At 71.7% G+C, this 14,054-nt stretch carries 11 protein-coding genes; 2 read left to right on the top strand and 9 right to left on the bottom strand.

Annotated elements, in window-relative coordinates:
- Positions 1-3: 3 nt before the first annotated feature.
- The 4 genes from ACRDTB_RS22305 to ACRDTB_RS22290 all read right to left on the bottom strand — a co-directional run bounded on the left by ACRDTB_RS22305 (position 4) and on the right by ACRDTB_RS22290 (position 3,389).
- Positions 4-807 (bottom strand): AfsR/SARP family transcriptional regulator, encoded by an 804-nt coding sequence (locus ACRDTB_RS22305; protein WP_431433186.1) that lies wholly within the window; start codon positions 805-807, stop codon positions 4-6.
- 513 nt (positions 808-1,320) lie between these two features.
- On the bottom strand, positions 1,321-1,977 hold the full coding sequence (locus ACRDTB_RS22300) for a hypothetical protein (protein WP_431433184.1): 657 nt from the start codon (positions 1,975-1,977) through the stop codon (positions 1,321-1,323).
- Between the two features lie 193 nt (positions 1,978-2,170).
- Complete coding sequence (locus tag ACRDTB_RS22295) at positions 2,171-2,821, bottom strand: DUF6239 family natural product biosynthesis protein (protein ID WP_431433182.1); 651 nt, start codon at positions 2,819-2,821, stop codon at positions 2,171-2,173.
- A 4-nt stretch (positions 2,822-2,825) separates the two neighbouring features.
- A complete protein-coding gene (locus tag ACRDTB_RS22290) occupies positions 2,826-3,389 on the bottom strand; it encodes a hypothetical protein (RefSeq protein WP_431433180.1) in 564 nt (187 codons plus the stop codon).
- 462 nt (positions 3,390-3,851) lie between these two features.
- On the opposite strand from ACRDTB_RS22290, the gene ACRDTB_RS22285 reads away from it, so the two are divergent.
- A complete protein-coding gene (locus tag ACRDTB_RS22285) occupies positions 3,852-6,956 on the top strand; it encodes an AfsR/SARP family transcriptional regulator (protein ID WP_431433178.1) in 3,105 nt (1,034 codons plus the stop codon).
- 13 nt (positions 6,957-6,969) lie between these two features.
- On the opposite strand, the gene ACRDTB_RS22280 is transcribed toward ACRDTB_RS22285, so the two are convergent.
- Positions 6,970-7,125, bottom strand: a complete 156-nt coding sequence (locus ACRDTB_RS22280; protein WP_431433176.1) for a hypothetical protein — start codon at positions 7,123-7,125, stop codon at positions 6,970-6,972.
- Between the two features lie 202 nt (positions 7,126-7,327).
- Between ACRDTB_RS22280 and ACRDTB_RS22275 the strand changes: the two genes are divergently transcribed.
- Positions 7,328-8,260, top strand: coding sequence for a hypothetical protein (locus ACRDTB_RS22275; RefSeq protein ID WP_431433174.1), 933 nt, complete (start codon positions 7,328-7,330; stop codon positions 8,258-8,260).
- A 166-nt stretch (positions 8,261-8,426) separates the two neighbouring features.
- Here the strand turns inward: ACRDTB_RS22275 and ACRDTB_RS22270 are convergent, their stop codons facing one another.
- The 4 genes from ACRDTB_RS22270 to ACRDTB_RS22255 form a co-directional block, all read right to left on the bottom strand.
- The gene (locus tag ACRDTB_RS22270; RefSeq protein ID WP_431433172.1) at positions 8,427-9,578 is read right to left on the bottom strand and encodes a VWA domain-containing protein; all 1,152 of its coding nucleotides are present in this window, start codon (positions 9,576-9,578) and stop codon (positions 8,427-8,429) included.
- Positions 9,579-9,705: 127 nt separating this feature from the next.
- Positions 9,706-11,895: a DUF5682 family protein gene (locus tag ACRDTB_RS22265; RefSeq protein ID WP_431433170.1), complete on the bottom strand. Its 2,190-nt coding sequence runs from the start codon at positions 11,893-11,895 to the stop codon at positions 9,706-9,708.
- 16 nt (positions 11,896-11,911) lie between these two features.
- Complete coding sequence (locus ACRDTB_RS22260) at positions 11,912-12,994, bottom strand: ATP-binding protein (RefSeq protein WP_431433168.1); 1,083 nt, start codon at positions 12,992-12,994, stop codon at positions 11,912-11,914.
- 128 nt (positions 12,995-13,122) lie between these two features.
- Positions 13,123-14,054, bottom strand: a 932-nt coding sequence (locus ACRDTB_RS22255; RefSeq protein WP_431433166.1) for a DUF5691 domain-containing protein, incomplete at its 5' end; no start/stop codon positions are given.

The raw sequence follows: 14,054 nt of genomic DNA, 5'->3' as shown, positions 1-14,054 counted from the left end.
CCGTCAGCCGTTGACCGCGAAGTTGAGGTCGTCCATCACCGCGTGACCGGTGAGGATGGCACGCTGCAGGCCGCGGACCCGGGGCGAGGGCTCCACCGCGAGCTGTTCCATCATGTCGGTCCGCAACCGCCGGTAGGCCTCGAGCGCCTGGCTCTGCCGCCCGGACCGGTACAGCGCCACCATCTGCTGCGCGCAGAAGTTCTCGAGCAGCGGGTGGCGCGCGCACAACGTGGCGAGCTCCCCGAGCAGCTGGTGGTGCCGGCCGAGCTTGAGGTCGGCCTCGATGCGCAGGTGCAGGTCGCCCAGCCGGTTCTCCTCCAGCCGCATGGCCTCGATCGCCAGCAGCGGGCCGGTCGGCACGTCGGCGAGCGCCGGACCGCGCCACAGCCGCAGCGCGGCACCGAGCGTGCGCGACGCGGTCTCGTGGTCGCCCTCGTTCACCGCCGCTCGGCCCGCCGCCGACAGCTGCTCGTAGCGGACCGCGTCCACGTCGCCGGGCTCCACGTTGAGCAGGTAGCCACCGCGACGGGTGATCAGAATGTCCTTCGAGGTCACCTCGCCGTGGCCGGCGAGTGCGTTGTCGAGCTTTCTGCGTAACTTCAGGATGTAGGTGTGCAGGGTCGGTACGCCACTGCGCGGAGGTTGGCAGTCCCAGATCTCCTCGGTCAACGAGGACACCGTGACGACGTGGCCGGCGTTGAGTGCGAGCATCGCCAGCAACTGGCTGGGCTTGCTCGCGGTGGGAACTATCGAGACGCCGTCGACGGACACCTCCAAGGGGCCGAGTACCCTGATCTCTGTTCGCATGTCACTTCTCGATTCTCAATGCATTTGCTCGGATCTGCGTCATCGCACGACAATGCCCACCGCACCGGTCATCCGGTGGGTGGGCATAAGGTGGGCACACTTCGTCCAAAGAAAGCGTGACAGATTGCCCACGCGGCTGTCAACCGGAACGCGAGGAGTTCTTCCAGAAATTCTGGAGAATGCGTGAGAAGTGGGCGCGAGGGCTGGAAAAGAATAACGATGGAATGGCCGGAACCGTTCGTTCCGGCCGCCCTCAGGAATTGCGCCAGACATTACCTTCCCCCCATTGTGATTCGCTATCGGGCGGCTATCCGGTCCCCCGTTCGACCAGTAGCTCATATAGTTCGTCGAGGTCGTACTCGGCGCGTCCGGGGCGTCCGTAACGGGTGAGCCTGCCCCGGCTCGCCCATTTCCGGATGGTCGCCTCGGGCACGCCCGCCGCCAGCGCCGCGAGCTGCGTCGGCACCGCGCGTGCGGGCCGGGCCGGGCGCGTTCCGCTGGTCAGCCCGCTCGTCATTCCGCTCCCTCGGTGGTGGTCTTGCGGGGCCCGCCCCACAGCAGCAGCCACTGGTCGGGCGTCCACACGTGCCCGGCCTCGCAGCTGACCTGGTAGGGCGGCTCACCCTCGGCGTGGCCCTCGGCTCGCACGATCCGGTCACAGTCCGGGCGGGCGCATCGGCCGAGCTCCAGCGAGTGGCCGGCGCTGGGTCGTAACGCCTCGGTCGCCGACCGGGACAGCTCCGCGAGCTCGTCGACCAGGTCGGGGGCGGACGGCTGCTCGGTGAGCCAGTTGAGGTGGACCGCGAGGAACGTGGTGAGCCGGCGGATGCTGAGCTCGTCGGGCCCGGGCACGCCGCGCTCGTTGGACACCAGCGCACACCAGGAGGCGAGCACACCGAGGATGTCCGAGCGAATTGCGACGACGGTGTCGTTCAGCGCGATGCCGTGCGGCCGGTGGCCGCTGACCCGCTCGCGCATGTGGTGGCGCCGCAGGTCGAGCATGTAGGCGCACAGCTCGTACAGCCCCGGCAGCTCGACCAGGTCCTCCTCGACCTGGTCGCGGCAGTCGAAGCAGATCATCCGGCCGGGCGCGACCCGCGGCGGATCGAGTTCGCCGTCGTGCCGCAGGGTCGGGCACACCGGCTCGTGACGATGGATCCTGGGCGCCATCCTGGGCATGGCGGTCACTTCCCGTCCCTGGTCGAACGTGGCTGTGGGCCTCCGGTCACCGATCGCATGCGGTGTTCACGACCGCCAATCTGATCCCCGGCGCTACCCGGGCTCTATCGATCCGCTATCGGCCGTGGGCCAGGAAGGACGCCTTACGGACGTCGAGCGTCCGTAAGGCGTCCTTCCAGGCCCGTCAGGCCTGGCCGGCCGCCGGCGGCTCGGCGGTGACGGGGACGGCCGGCGTGGGCTCGGGTGGGCGCAGCATGACCGCGTGCGCGGCGCCCGCGAGGAGCATCACGCCGAGCAGCGCCGCGGCGACCCGGACACCCGCGGTGGCGAGCCGGCCCGGCGGGCGCGCCACCGCGAACCACGCGAGCGCCACCAGCGCCAGCACCACGCCCGTGTGCAGGCCGGTGGCCGTGACCGCCGGCGTGGCCTGCCCGAGCCAGGACCGGGCGAACTCCGTCAGCGCCAGGAGCGCCGCCGCGCCGAACACCCACGGCGCGAGCCGGCGCGCCCGCCCGACCGCGGGCGCGAACCGCTCGTCGGTCGACAGCAGCAGGTACAGCGGCACGGCGAGCCCCACGAGCAGCAGTGGCACCAGGCTCGCCGGAAGGTTCAGGCCACCCGAGAGCAGCAGCTCGACGACCGCGGCGCCGCCCGCGGTGGCGGTCACCGCGACCGCGGTCGGCCGTCCCGGCTCGGTGAGGAAACCCCGCAGCAGCGCGAAGCCCGCCACCACGGGAACAGCGGCGAGCAACGCGACGCGCAGCACCATCGGGCCGATGCTGACCCCGACGGAGAGCACGTGGTCGTGCCCTTGGGCGAGCAGCACGCCGGTCACCGGACTAGGCCGGCGCGGGCGCGCACGAGCAGCGCATCAGCTCGCGCTCGTGCGGGTGCGGCCGCAGGTGCAGAACCATGGCCACGACCATGGGGCCGAACACGACCGCGTTGTAGAACAGGTGCAGCTCGACCCGCGGGAACACCAGCTGGGCGATGCTCGCCGGCTGCGCCAGGCCCAGCAGGTACGCCCCGGTGATCGCCTGCACCAGCAGCAGGAAGTGCTCGAAGTGGTGCCACACCTGGATCCACATGGCCGCGTTCCACCAGGTCCGCGACCGGCCGCGGAACCCGTGCCGCAGCATCACGAAGGCCACCATCATGACGATCGCGAACCCGTAGTGCAGCCACTCCGACGTCACCAGCCACGGGAAGACCAGCCCGAGGAAGCCGCCGGCCTGCGGGCGCGGCCAGCCCAGCACGTAGATCTGCACGGCCTGGGCGATGTGCTCGGCCCAGTGCAGGACGACCACCGCGAGGAACACCAGCAGCGCCGCCTGGTGGTGGCGCGTGTTCAGCAGGCCCCCGGGGCCGGTCCAGCGACTCTCGCGCACACCCGCGGACGTCATGCTCACGCCACTCCTCGTCATCGGTTCGCCGTCATCAGTAGTGACCGGTCCATGACGGCTTTCCAGCTCGTTTCGTCCATTGCGACAGCGTCCTATCCGTTCGCGCGGGGATGACGGATAACGGTCTTTCACGCGGTAATGGAGAAGGTCGTCTACGGCACGGATCCAAGATCGATCCATGCCGTTCCATGATCCGGCGTAAGCGGATGCGGACGCATCTTCTGGTTTGCGGCCCTACCGAGGCTGGCCGAGAAGTGTGCGCGGGCGTCATCGTCCGGTCCGGACCGTCATCGTGTGAATGTTCAACGACGCGGATCCTCATACGCCGATCGCGCTATTCTGTCGGGAATCATTACCGAGGTGTGAGAGACTGTTTCGTCCATACTCGAACCAGCCTGACCACGCGGGGGGTTGGCTGGCTGGCTCGTCATGACCAGTTGGTAGGCGAACCTATTTGGGGGGATGACGTTGGGTTTGCGCCTGTTGGGACCACTGGAGTTCTCGGTCGAGGGAGTGGAGCTGGATCTGGGGGGATCCCGCCAGCGTGTCGTGCTGGCCATGCTCGCGCTGAACGCCAACCGCGTGACGACCGTCGAGCAGCTCATCGACGCCGTCTGGAGCACCTCCCCGCCGACCACTGCCCGTGCCCAGATCCAGATCTGCATCTCCGGACTGCGTAAGGTGCTCAGCGACTCATCCGTCGCCGCCGGCATCCGCACGCGGCCGCCGGGTTACCTGCTTGAGATTCCCGCCGACGAGCTCGACACAGCGCAGTTCGCCGGCCTCGTCGAGACGGCTCGTGCGCACGTCGACGCGGGCCGCAAGTCCGAGGCCGTCGCGACGCTGCGCAGCGCGCTCGCCCTCTGGCACGGCCCCGCGCTCGCCGGTGTGCGCAGCGACCTCGTCCGCCGGGGCGCGGCGTTGCTGGAGGACGCGCGGCTCGCGGCGGTCATGGAACGCATCCGGCTCGACCTCGAGCTCGGCCGGCACGAGGAGGTCGTCGGCGAGCTGAGCGCGCTGGTCGAGGAGCACCCGCTGCGCGAGCCGCTGCACGAGCAGCTCATGCTCGCCCTGTACCGGTCCGGCCGGCAGGCCGAGGCGCTGGACGTGTGCCGGCGGGTCCGCGTGACGCTCGTGGAGGAGCTCGGCATCGACCCCGGTCAGCGGCTGCAACAACTGGAGCGCGCGATCCTCAACCGGGACCCGGCACTCGACCTCACGACGATGAGTCCGGGACCCGTGCACACCAGGCCCACCAAGACCGACGAGCAGCTCGCCGTCGTGCCGCGCCGGCTACCGGCCAGCATCGGCGACTTCACCGGCCGCCGCGGGCAGCTCGTCGAGATCAAGCGCGCGCTGTCCGACGACGACCCGGAGACCGTCCGGTACGGCACCCGCATCGTCGCGATCTCCGGCAAGGGCGGCGTCGGCAAGTCGACACTCGCCGTCCGCGCCGCCCACGAGCTGCGCGATGTCTACCCGGACGGCCACCTCTACGGCGTGCTGGAGGCACCCAACGGCGTGGACCGCGCGGGCGCCGTGCTCGCCCGCTTCCTGCGCGCGCTCGGCGTCGACGGCGCGGCGATCCCGGAGGACCTCGAGGAACGCGGCGAGATGTACCGCAGCCGGCTCGCCGGCAAGCGGGTGCTCGTCGTGCTGGACGGGGCGACCAGCGAGGACCACGTGCTCCCGCTGCTGCCCGCCGGTCCGGGCTGCGCGGTGCTCGTGACGAGCCGGGCCCGGCTCAGCGGGCTGCCCGGCGCCCGATTCGTCGACGTGGACGTCTTCGACGTCGACCTCTCGCTGGAGATGCTCGGCAAGATCGTCGGCGAGGGTCGTGTGGCGGCCGAGAACCAGGCGGCCGTCGAGCTCGTGAAGTTCTGCGGCGGCCTGCCGCTCGCGATGCGGATCGCCGGCGCACGGCTGGCATCCCGGCCGCACTGGCGGCTCGACATCCTCGTGGCGCGATTACGCAACACCGCGCGGCGGCTCGACGAGCTGTCCTACCGCGGGCTGGAGCTACGGTCGAGCATCGGGCTGACCTACCGCGCCCTGCCGGCCCAGGCGAAGCGGCTGTTCCGCCTGTTCGCGCTGATCACGACGCCGGACTTTCCCGAGTGGACGGCCGCGGCGCTGCTGGACATCGATCCCTACGACGCCGCGGAGGTCGTGGAGAACCTGGTCGAGGCGCAGCTGCTGGACACAGTGCGATACCCGGGCGAGCGGCTGCGTTTCCGTTTTCACGACCTCATCCGGGTATACGCCAGCGAGCGGCTGGACGCCGACGAGTCCGGCGAGGAGCGTTCGGCGGCCATCAGGCGGTTGCTCGGCGCGTGGCTGGCGCGCGCGGAAGAGGCGCACCGCAGGGAGTACGGCGGCGACTTCACGCTCGTGCACGGGGTCGCTCCGCGCTGGCACCCGACCGGCGAGGACGTGACCATCGACAACCCGATGGAGTGGCTCGAGTCCGAGCGCCGCTCGCTGGTTTCCGCCGTACACCTCGCGGCCGAGGCCGAGCTCGACGAGATGGCCTGGGACCTCGCGCACACCTCGGTGACGCTGTTCGAGGTGAAGGGCTACTTCGACGACTGGCGCGACACCACCGAGTGCGCGCTGGACCTCGCCGAACGCAAGGGCAACCGGCGCGGGCTGGCCGTCATGCAGTACTCCCTGGGCACGATGCGCCTGCACCAGAAACGGCTCGACGAGGCGGAGGGATGCTTCGAGTCCGCGCTGGAGAACTTCCGCGCGGAGGGCGACGTGCACGGCAGCGCGCTCGTGCTGCGCAACGCCGCGACCGTGGACCGGCTGCGCAACCGCGCGGGCGCCGTGGTCGAGAAGTACAACAGTGCGCTGGAGGGAATGCGCGCGGTCGGCGACCAGGTCGGCGAGGCACACGTGCTGCAGAGCCTCGCGAAGGTGTGGATCGACGAGGGCGACGTGGACCGCGCGCGCGAGCTGCTGGACCAGGCGCTCGTGTGCTGCAAGCGGGTCAACTACATGCGGGGGGAGGCCCAGGTGCTCAACCGGTTCGCGGAGTTCTACCTCGACACGAACCAGGTGGAGCAGGCGCACCAGGCGCTGAACCGGGTGCTGCTGATCGTGCGGAACATCGGCGACCGCATCGGCGAGGCGTACGCGCTGTACCGGCTCGGTGTGGTCCGGCAGCGGACCGGCCGGCTGGACAACGCCGAGACGACCTTGCAGCATGCGCTTTCCCTGGCCCGGCGGGTCGGCGAGCGGCTGATCGAGGGGCAGGCACTTTACGCGCTCGGGGAGATCGCGCTGGCGACCGGGCTCGCGGAGGCCGGTGCCGAGTACGTCGACGACGCCCGCCGGCTGTTCGAGGAGTTCGGCTCGACCGTGTGGCACGCCAAGTCGCTGATCCTGCTGTCGGATGTCTTCCACGGCCGGGGTGACCTCGACCTCGCGCGCTCGCATGTCGACGATGCCATCGGCCTGCTGAGCGAGGTCGACTCGATGGAGGCCGCCCGGCTGCGGGTCCGGCTCCAGACGACGCGATCCGCGCTGCTCTCCTGCGGCGCGGCAGGTGAACAGCGCGGATAGTCGAGTGGGCCGGTCAGTGCCGGCCGGCGGTGTCCGCGGCGGCGCAGGGGACCGGGGTTTCCCAACCGCAGTCGGCGACGGAAATCGACGGGCTCACGGTCAGCATCATTCCGGTGATTCCGACAACCACGCTCGCGGCGGACAGGGCAACCTTGCGGATGATCGACATTTGGGGCCTCCGGCGGTGACTTTTTCCTGGTCTCGCAGGTGTTCTGCTCGAGAGCCAGTCAAGAACCGGTCGCAATTAGTTGACGTTCGCCGCGATTAAGAATCGCTATTGGTGGGTGATAGCAGGTCGATAGAAGACGCGAAGCGCGCCGGACGAGAGTGGCGCCACGCTGTTCCGCGCGCGCGAGTGGGAGACGGTTCCGATGTCCGAGAAGGTCCTTCGTCTGAACGAGGGCGAGGTATGGACCGCGCTCGAGGCGATCGACCCGGTCGGCGTGCTGGCCGAGGAGCTCATCGATCGAACGGTCGGCAACGAGACCCCACCGGCGGGCCGGTTGTCCGAGTGGACCGACGCCCGCGCCCTGACCAACGGCTCCGAGCTGATGGTGCTCGACCACCCCGGCACGGGCGTCCGATGTCTGCTGCCGGTGGCGAGCCTGCGGATGTTCCATGCCGCGGCGCTGGCCGCGCTCGCGGCCCGCGAGCTGCTCGTGCGTGGCGGCGTCACCGTCGCGATGCTCGGCGCGTCCCGCGCCACGCATCCGCAGCTGGCCGTGATCGCCCGGCACGTGCCGGACATCAGCCACGTCGCGGTACGCCTGGCCGCACCGACGCCGTCGACGGTGCCCGTCCGGTTGACCGAGCAGCTCGAGCTGAGCGGTATCCGCCTGTCGCTGGTGTCCACGGTCGCCGAGACCGTGTTCGGTGCCAACCTCGTGGTGACCGCCGACGACGGGTCGCCGCCGCAGGACATGTACGGGCTGCGGGCCGGCGAGCTGGCCCGCGGGACCGTCATCGTCAACACGACCGGGAGGGACCTGCCCGACGAGCTGGTCGACCAGGTGGACGAGCTGTACGTCGACGACCTGTCGCTGCTGGCCGCCAACGAGGAGCGCTACTTCGTGTCGGCGCACCGCGCGGCGACCGCGAACGGCTTCGGCGACCTGGGGCACCCCGGGCCGCGGATCGTCGCCGACCTCGGCCAGCTGCTCTCCGGCCGCCACCACGCCCGCGAGCACGTCGGCGACGTGGTGCTCGTCGAGCTGCTGGGCGCCCGCACGCCGAACGTGCGGCTGGCCACCCGCATCCAGCAGGCCGCGCAGCGCGCCGGCCTCGGGAGCCTCGTCGAGCTGTGACCGGTCCGCCCCTCCGGAATTAACCCTTGTGGTCGCGCCTTGGGCTGATGCCGTCCGGCCCGGTGCGTACTTGTGGCTGGGTTGCGTCCCGTTCCCCTTAGGTGCGGTTGGCAGGCACGCGGTGCGTGCAGCATTGCCGGACGACCTGAGTCGACGCAGGGACCAGTCACAAACCTTCCGAGGCCGCGAGCTGGATGCCGTTGTTGCCCGCCCACGTGGTGAGGTCGTCGCGCTGGATGGCGGCGGCGATCAGCTCGGGGAACTGGTCGGGCGTACACGCGAAGGTCGGGATGCCGAGCGCGGCGAGCGCCGCGGCATTGTCGTGGTCGTAGGAGGGCGCGCCGTCGTCGGACAGCGCGAGCAGGCACACCACCTGCATGTCGCTCGCCACCATGGCCTGCGCGCGGCGCAGCATCTCGTCGTTGTCGCCGCCCTCGTACAGGTCGCTGATCAGCACGAAGATCGTGTCCCGCGGGTTGTCGATCCTCGTCTGGCAGTACGCGAGCGCGGAGTTGATGTCGGTGCCGCCGCCGAGCTGCACGCCGAACAGCAGCTCCACCGGGTCGGTCACGTGGTCGGTGAGGTCGACGACCGCCGTGTCGAACGCGATGATCCGCGTGCGCAGCGACCGGACCGAGGCGAGCACCGCGCCGAACACACCCGCGTAGACGACCGACGACGCCATCGAGCCGCTCTGGTCCAGGCACAGCACGATCTCCCGGCTCACCTGCGGCAGCCGGCGGCCGTAGCCGACCAGGCGCTCGGGGATCACCGTGCGGTGCGCGGGCTGGTAGTGCTTGAGGTTGGCGAGGATCGTGCGGTGCCAGTCGATGTCCGCGGCACGCGGCCGGCTGGTGCGCGCGGCCCGGTGCAGCGCGCCGCTGACCGCGTTCCGGGTGGGCTGGGCGAGCCGGCGCTCCAGCTCGTCGACCACCTGCCGCACCACGGCCCGCGCGGTCTCCCGGGACCGCTCGGGGATCGCCTGGTTCAGGCTGAGCAGCGTGCCGACCAGGTGGACGTCGGGCTGGACGGACTCCAGCAGCTCGGGCTCGAGCAGGAGCCGGCGCAGGCCGAGCCGGTCCATCGCGTCACGCTGCATCACCTGCACCACCGAGGCGGGGAAGTAGCCACGGATGTCGCCGAGCCAGCGCGCCACCCGTGGCGAGGAGCCGCCGAGCCCGCCGCGTTTGCGCTCCTCGCCGTACAGGGCGTCGAGGGTCTTGTCGCGCTTGAGGTCGGCGCCGGACAGCTCCTCGCCGGTGCCGTCGGCGTCGTCGCCGCCGAGGATCAACCGCCACCGCCGCAGCTGTTCCGCCACTAGCCCGCCTCCCCGGAATTGAAACTTGTGGTCACCTCTGGGTTTGTGTGTTCGGTTCGGTACATACTTGTGGTTGGGTTGCGTCCCGTTCCCCTTGGGTGCGGTTGGCGAGCGCTCGGGTCTTGTTTCATCCCAGGATCTCCAGCAACTTCGGTAGCACGCGGGCCGCGCGGTCGTGGTCCAGGCCGTCCTCGCCGGTGGTGGCCGTGCCGGTCACGCCCCGATGCAGGCGGGCCACGTGGGTGCCGATGGCGCGGCGTTCGGCCGGGGCGAAGTCGGCGAACGTCCGGCGCAGCAAGGGAAGCAGGCGGTCGAACACCTCGCCGTCGACGCCGGTCGCCCAGCGGTCGACCACCGCGAGCAGCTCCGGCTCGTGGACCAGCAGCGCCGCCTCCCCGGACAGGAACCCGTCGAGCCACCCGGCGGCCTGGACCGCGTCGGCCGCCGGGGAGAGCCGCAGCGACAGCCGGCGGCCGGCCTCGGTCACGTCGACGAGGCCGGCGTCGAGCAGCAGCCGGGTGGCGCGGCCGGCGACCAGCCCGTGGACCCCGGGCTGCTCGGCCACCACCCCGAGCGCCCGCTGCCACTCGCGCCGCAGCTGCGCCTGGTCGAGCAGGGCGATGCCGCGCTGCACCCCGTCCACCAGCTCGCGCACGGTCGCCGCCGCGTCGTCGTCCAGCGCGGCGCACGCGGCCGGCAGCCCGACGGCAACCCGGGTGACCAGTCCGGCCAGCACCCGCTGCACCAGCTCGGTGTCCGCCCGCCGCACGTTGCCGTAGCGGCGGACGCGGGCCATCGGCTCGATCGCGGCCATCAGCCGGGTGGTGTCGTGCTGGCGTGCCGCTCGTTCGTCCAAAGCGGACAGCACGGTGGCGAGCGCGGCCGGCAGGTCGGCGACGAGCGTCGTCTCCACCAGCTCGGCCAGCACGCCGACGTCCGCGTCCGCCGCGCGCTGGGTGACCACCGCGGTCGCCGCCTGCTCGATCGTCGTGCCGTACCCGGAGGCCTCGATCAGCGCGACCTCCAGCTCCGGGCGCCACTCCAGCGTCCACGCCTCCCGGAACGTGCCGCGCGTACGGCCCACCTCGGCCGGCCGGCCCCACGGCACGTCCAGCAGCAGCAACCGGTGCAGCAGCTTGGACCGGCCCAGGTGCGACTCGGTCCGCAGGTCGAGGTCGAGCGTCTGCTCGGCCGCGCTTTGCCGCATCCGCAAGGACTTGCGGGTCGCCGCGAGGTCGCGGGCCAGCGGCACCATCGGGGTGTCGTCGGGGACCCGGCCGAGGATGTCGCCGACCAGCAGCTTGCGGGACACCAGCCGCATCGGCACCGGCGAGCCGCCGCCGAGCACCGCCTGCGCGGACTCCATCACCTCGGCGAGCCCGGGCAGGGGCCGCTCGCGCAACCCCGCGAGCGCGTGCGCGAGCCGGACCGCCTCGATCACCGCGGCCGAGGACACGTCGTGCTGCTCGCCGCGCAGCAGCCGGGCGACCCGCACCAGCCACCGGGTCACGACCTCGTCCGGTGCGGTGAACAGGTGGTGGTACCAGCCCGGCGAGTCGATGCCGGCGCCGTACCCGCTGGCCCGGGCGAGGCGGGTGGAGGTCCACGGCACCCAGGTTGCCGCGACCTTGGTGCCGCGCAGGCCCTTCAGCAGCGCGGTGTCGGACGTGGCCGTCGGGAACTCGTCGGGCACCAGTACCGGGGCGTGCCAGGCGCCGCACACCACCGCGATCGTGCCGGGCTCGCCGCGCCGGGCCGAGCGCATGACCCGGCGCATCGCGGCCTCCCGCCGCTGCGTCTCCACGTCGGTCTCGATGTCACCGTCCTGACCCTCGCGCAGGGTCCGCATGGCGTCGAGTACCGCGTCGAACACGTCGAGCCCGTGGTAGCGCAGCTCGATGGCGTCCTCCCACCAGCGCTCGGGGTCGACGTAGCCGGCGGCCTCGGCGAGCGCGGCAATCGGGTCGAACCGGTTCGCGTCGCGATCTTCCTTCAGCACCAAGGCGTTCGCCGCCGGCAGGTCGAGGAATCGCGCGGACCGGCCGTGCTCGACCGCCCAGCGCAGCGCCACCCACTCCGGCGAGAACACGGCCATCGGGTAGAACGCCGCCCTGGCCGGGTCGTCGACCGCGTAGCAGAGCCCGGCGACCGGCGGCCGCATGCCCTCGGCGGCGACCAGCGGGGCGACCTTGTCGAGCTCCGGCGGGCCCTCGATCAGCACCAGCGCGGGGTCCAGCTCGTCGAGCGCGGCGCGGACCGCACGGGCCGAGCCCGGCCCGTGATGCCGGATGCCGAGAATGTGCGTGCTCGCGGACATGGTTCGCTCGTCTCGCTCACACCAGTTCCCGGCACGCCCGATACAGGTCGTTCCACGGCTTTCGTTCCCGCACAACGGCTTCCAGGTACTCCTGCCACACCAAACGGTCGGCCACCGGGTCCTTCACGACCGCGCCGTGCAGCCCGGCGGCCACGTCCTCGGCGCGCACCACGCCGTCGCCGAAGTGTGCGGCCAGCGCGATCCCGTTCGTCATCACCGAGATCGCCTCCGCCGTGGACAGCGTCCCCGACGGCGACTTGATCTTCGTGCGGCCGTCGGCCGTGACGCCGTCGCGCAGCTCGCGGAACACCGTGACCACCCGGCGGATCTCGGCAACGCCCTGGCTGCCCGCCTCCAGCTCCGCCGGCAGCCGCAGCGCCTCGCCGAGCTGGCCGACCCGCAGCCGGACGATCTCCACCTCGGACTCGACGTCGTCGGGCAGCGGCAGCACCACGACGTTGAACCGGCGCTTGAGCGCGGCGGACAGGTCGTTCACGCCGCGGTCCCGGTTGTTGGCCGTGGCGATCACGTTGAACCCGGTGAGCGCCTGCACCTCGTCGTCCAGCTCGGGAATCGGCAGCGACTTCTCGCTGAGCACGGTGATCAGCGCGTCCTGCACGTCCGACGGGATGCGGGTCAGCTCCTCAATGCGGGCGATGCCACCGGTCTCCATGGCCCGCAGCACCGGGCTCGCCACGAGCGCCTTCCGCGAGGGGCCGTCGGCGAGCAGCCGCGCGTAGTTCCAGCCGTAGCGGATGGCCTCCTCGGCGGTGCCGGACGTGCCCTGGACGAGCTGGGTCGAGTCCCCGGAGACGGCCGCGGCCAGGTGCTCGGACAGCCATGTCTTGGCGGTGCCCGGGACGCCGAGCAGCAGCAGCGCGCGGTCGGTGGCAAGCGTGGCGATGGCGATCTCGACGAGTCGCCGGGAGCCGAGGTACTTCGGCGTGATCACGGTGCCGTCCTCGGTCTCGCCGCCCAGCACGTACGTGGCGACGGCCCAGGGGGAGAGGCGCCAGTTGGGCGGTCGTGGCCGGTCGTCGGCCTTGGCGAGGGCCGCGAGCTCGTCGGCGTGCTGCTGCTCGGCGTGCTGTCGCAGCACTTCCGCCTCCCCGGGATTAACCCCTGTGGTCACCTCGCGCTGGCGTCGTTCTGTTCGTGGCGTACTTGTGGCTGGGTTGCGTCCCGTTCCCCTTAGGTGCGGCTGGCTACCACGCGGTTCGCGCGGGTTCATGTGAACTCCTGCTGGATGGTCCGGCGGATGGTCAGGGCGTTGGCGAGGCCGCGTAGCGTGCGGCGGCGGGCGCGCTTGTCGGACGGCGTACGGGTGAGCCAGTCCTCGACGCCGGGCAGCGCCGCGGAATCGAGGTGCTCGACCAGACTGGCGAATGCCAGCGTCAGCACGCCCTCGCTCGTCGCGGTCTGCAGCAGTTGGGTGACGAGGATCGAGAAGTCGGCGGACCACGGGCCCGGGCACGCGGCGAGCAGGCCGGAGAACCGGGCGTCCACGAGGTCCTGGCGGGCCACGATCCCGGTCGCGGTGTCGGGATCTAACGCGGCGAGCACCTCCGGGGTCGGGTTGGCCTCGGCCAGCGCCCGCAGCCAGGTCCGGTTCCGCTGGCGCAGCGCGGCCATCGTCGCGCCGGTGACCAGCTCCGGCGCGGCGCCCGTCAGGTCCGGCCGCTCCGGCAGCGGGGCCGCGCCGACGATCTGGATCAGCCACGACGCCCGCGGGCCGTGGCCGGGCTCGCGGCGGTTGGCGATGCCGTCGCGGCGGGCGGCGGCGTCCGGCTTCGGCGGCAGCTCGACGGTTCCGTCCGGCGTGGTCAGCGCGCGCACGCGCTCGGCCATCCGTTGTGCGCGGCGGGAGCCCGGCAGCCGGTCGAGCAGCGCCGCGGCGGCGGCCCGGACGGTGACCGCCCGATCGTCCAGTGTGGACTCCAGGAAGGGTTCGTCCGCATCGGACAGTCCGGTGGCGAGCGCGTCGAGCAGCCCGGCGCGGTTGGCCGCGGACTCGCTGCGCCAGGTGGACGCCACGAGCTCGCGGCCACGGTCGGGGTCGGCGCGTCGCACGGCGGTCAGCAGCGTGAGCCGCTCGGTGCGGGTGGCGGTGGCGAACCGCTCGGCGGCCTCGCCGGGCTCGGCCGGCACGGCCCACGCCC

Source organism: Actinophytocola sp. (genome assembly GCF_050699935.1).
Taxonomy (GTDB): Bacteria; Actinomycetota; Actinomycetes; order Mycobacteriales; family Pseudonocardiaceae; genus Actinophytocola.
The sequence above is the reverse complement of the archived record's forward strand: the minus strand, read 5'-3'. Positions and strand labels throughout refer to the sequence as shown.

What these genes read in the sequence shown, in the direction of transcription:
- ACRDTB_RS22305 (WP_431433186.1), bottom strand. Translation starts at nt 807, where the DNA reads ATGCGAACAGAGATCAGGGTACTCGGCCCCTTGGAGGTGTCCGTCGAC.
- ACRDTB_RS22300 (WP_431433184.1), bottom strand. Translation starts at nt 1,977, where the DNA reads ATGGCGCCCAGGATCCATCGTCACGAGCCGGTGTGCCCGACCCTGCGG.
- ACRDTB_RS22290 (WP_431433180.1), bottom strand. Translation starts at nt 3,389, where the DNA reads ATGACGTCCGCGGGTGTGCGCGAGAGTCGCTGGACCGGCCCCGGGGGC.
- ACRDTB_RS22285 (WP_431433178.1), top strand. Translation starts at nt 3,852, where the DNA reads ATGACGTTGGGTTTGCGCCTGTTGGGACCACTGGAGTTCTCGGTCGAG.
- ACRDTB_RS22280 (WP_431433176.1), bottom strand. Translation starts at nt 7,125, where the DNA reads ATGTCGATCATCCGCAAGGTTGCCCTGTCCGCCGCGAGCGTGGTTGTC.
- ACRDTB_RS22275 (WP_431433174.1), top strand. Translation starts at nt 7,328, where the DNA reads ATGTCCGAGAAGGTCCTTCGTCTGAACGAGGGCGAGGTATGGACCGCG.
- ACRDTB_RS22265 (WP_431433170.1), bottom strand. Translation starts at nt 11,895, where the DNA reads ATGTCCGCGAGCACGCACATTCTCGGCATCCGGCATCACGGGCCGGGC.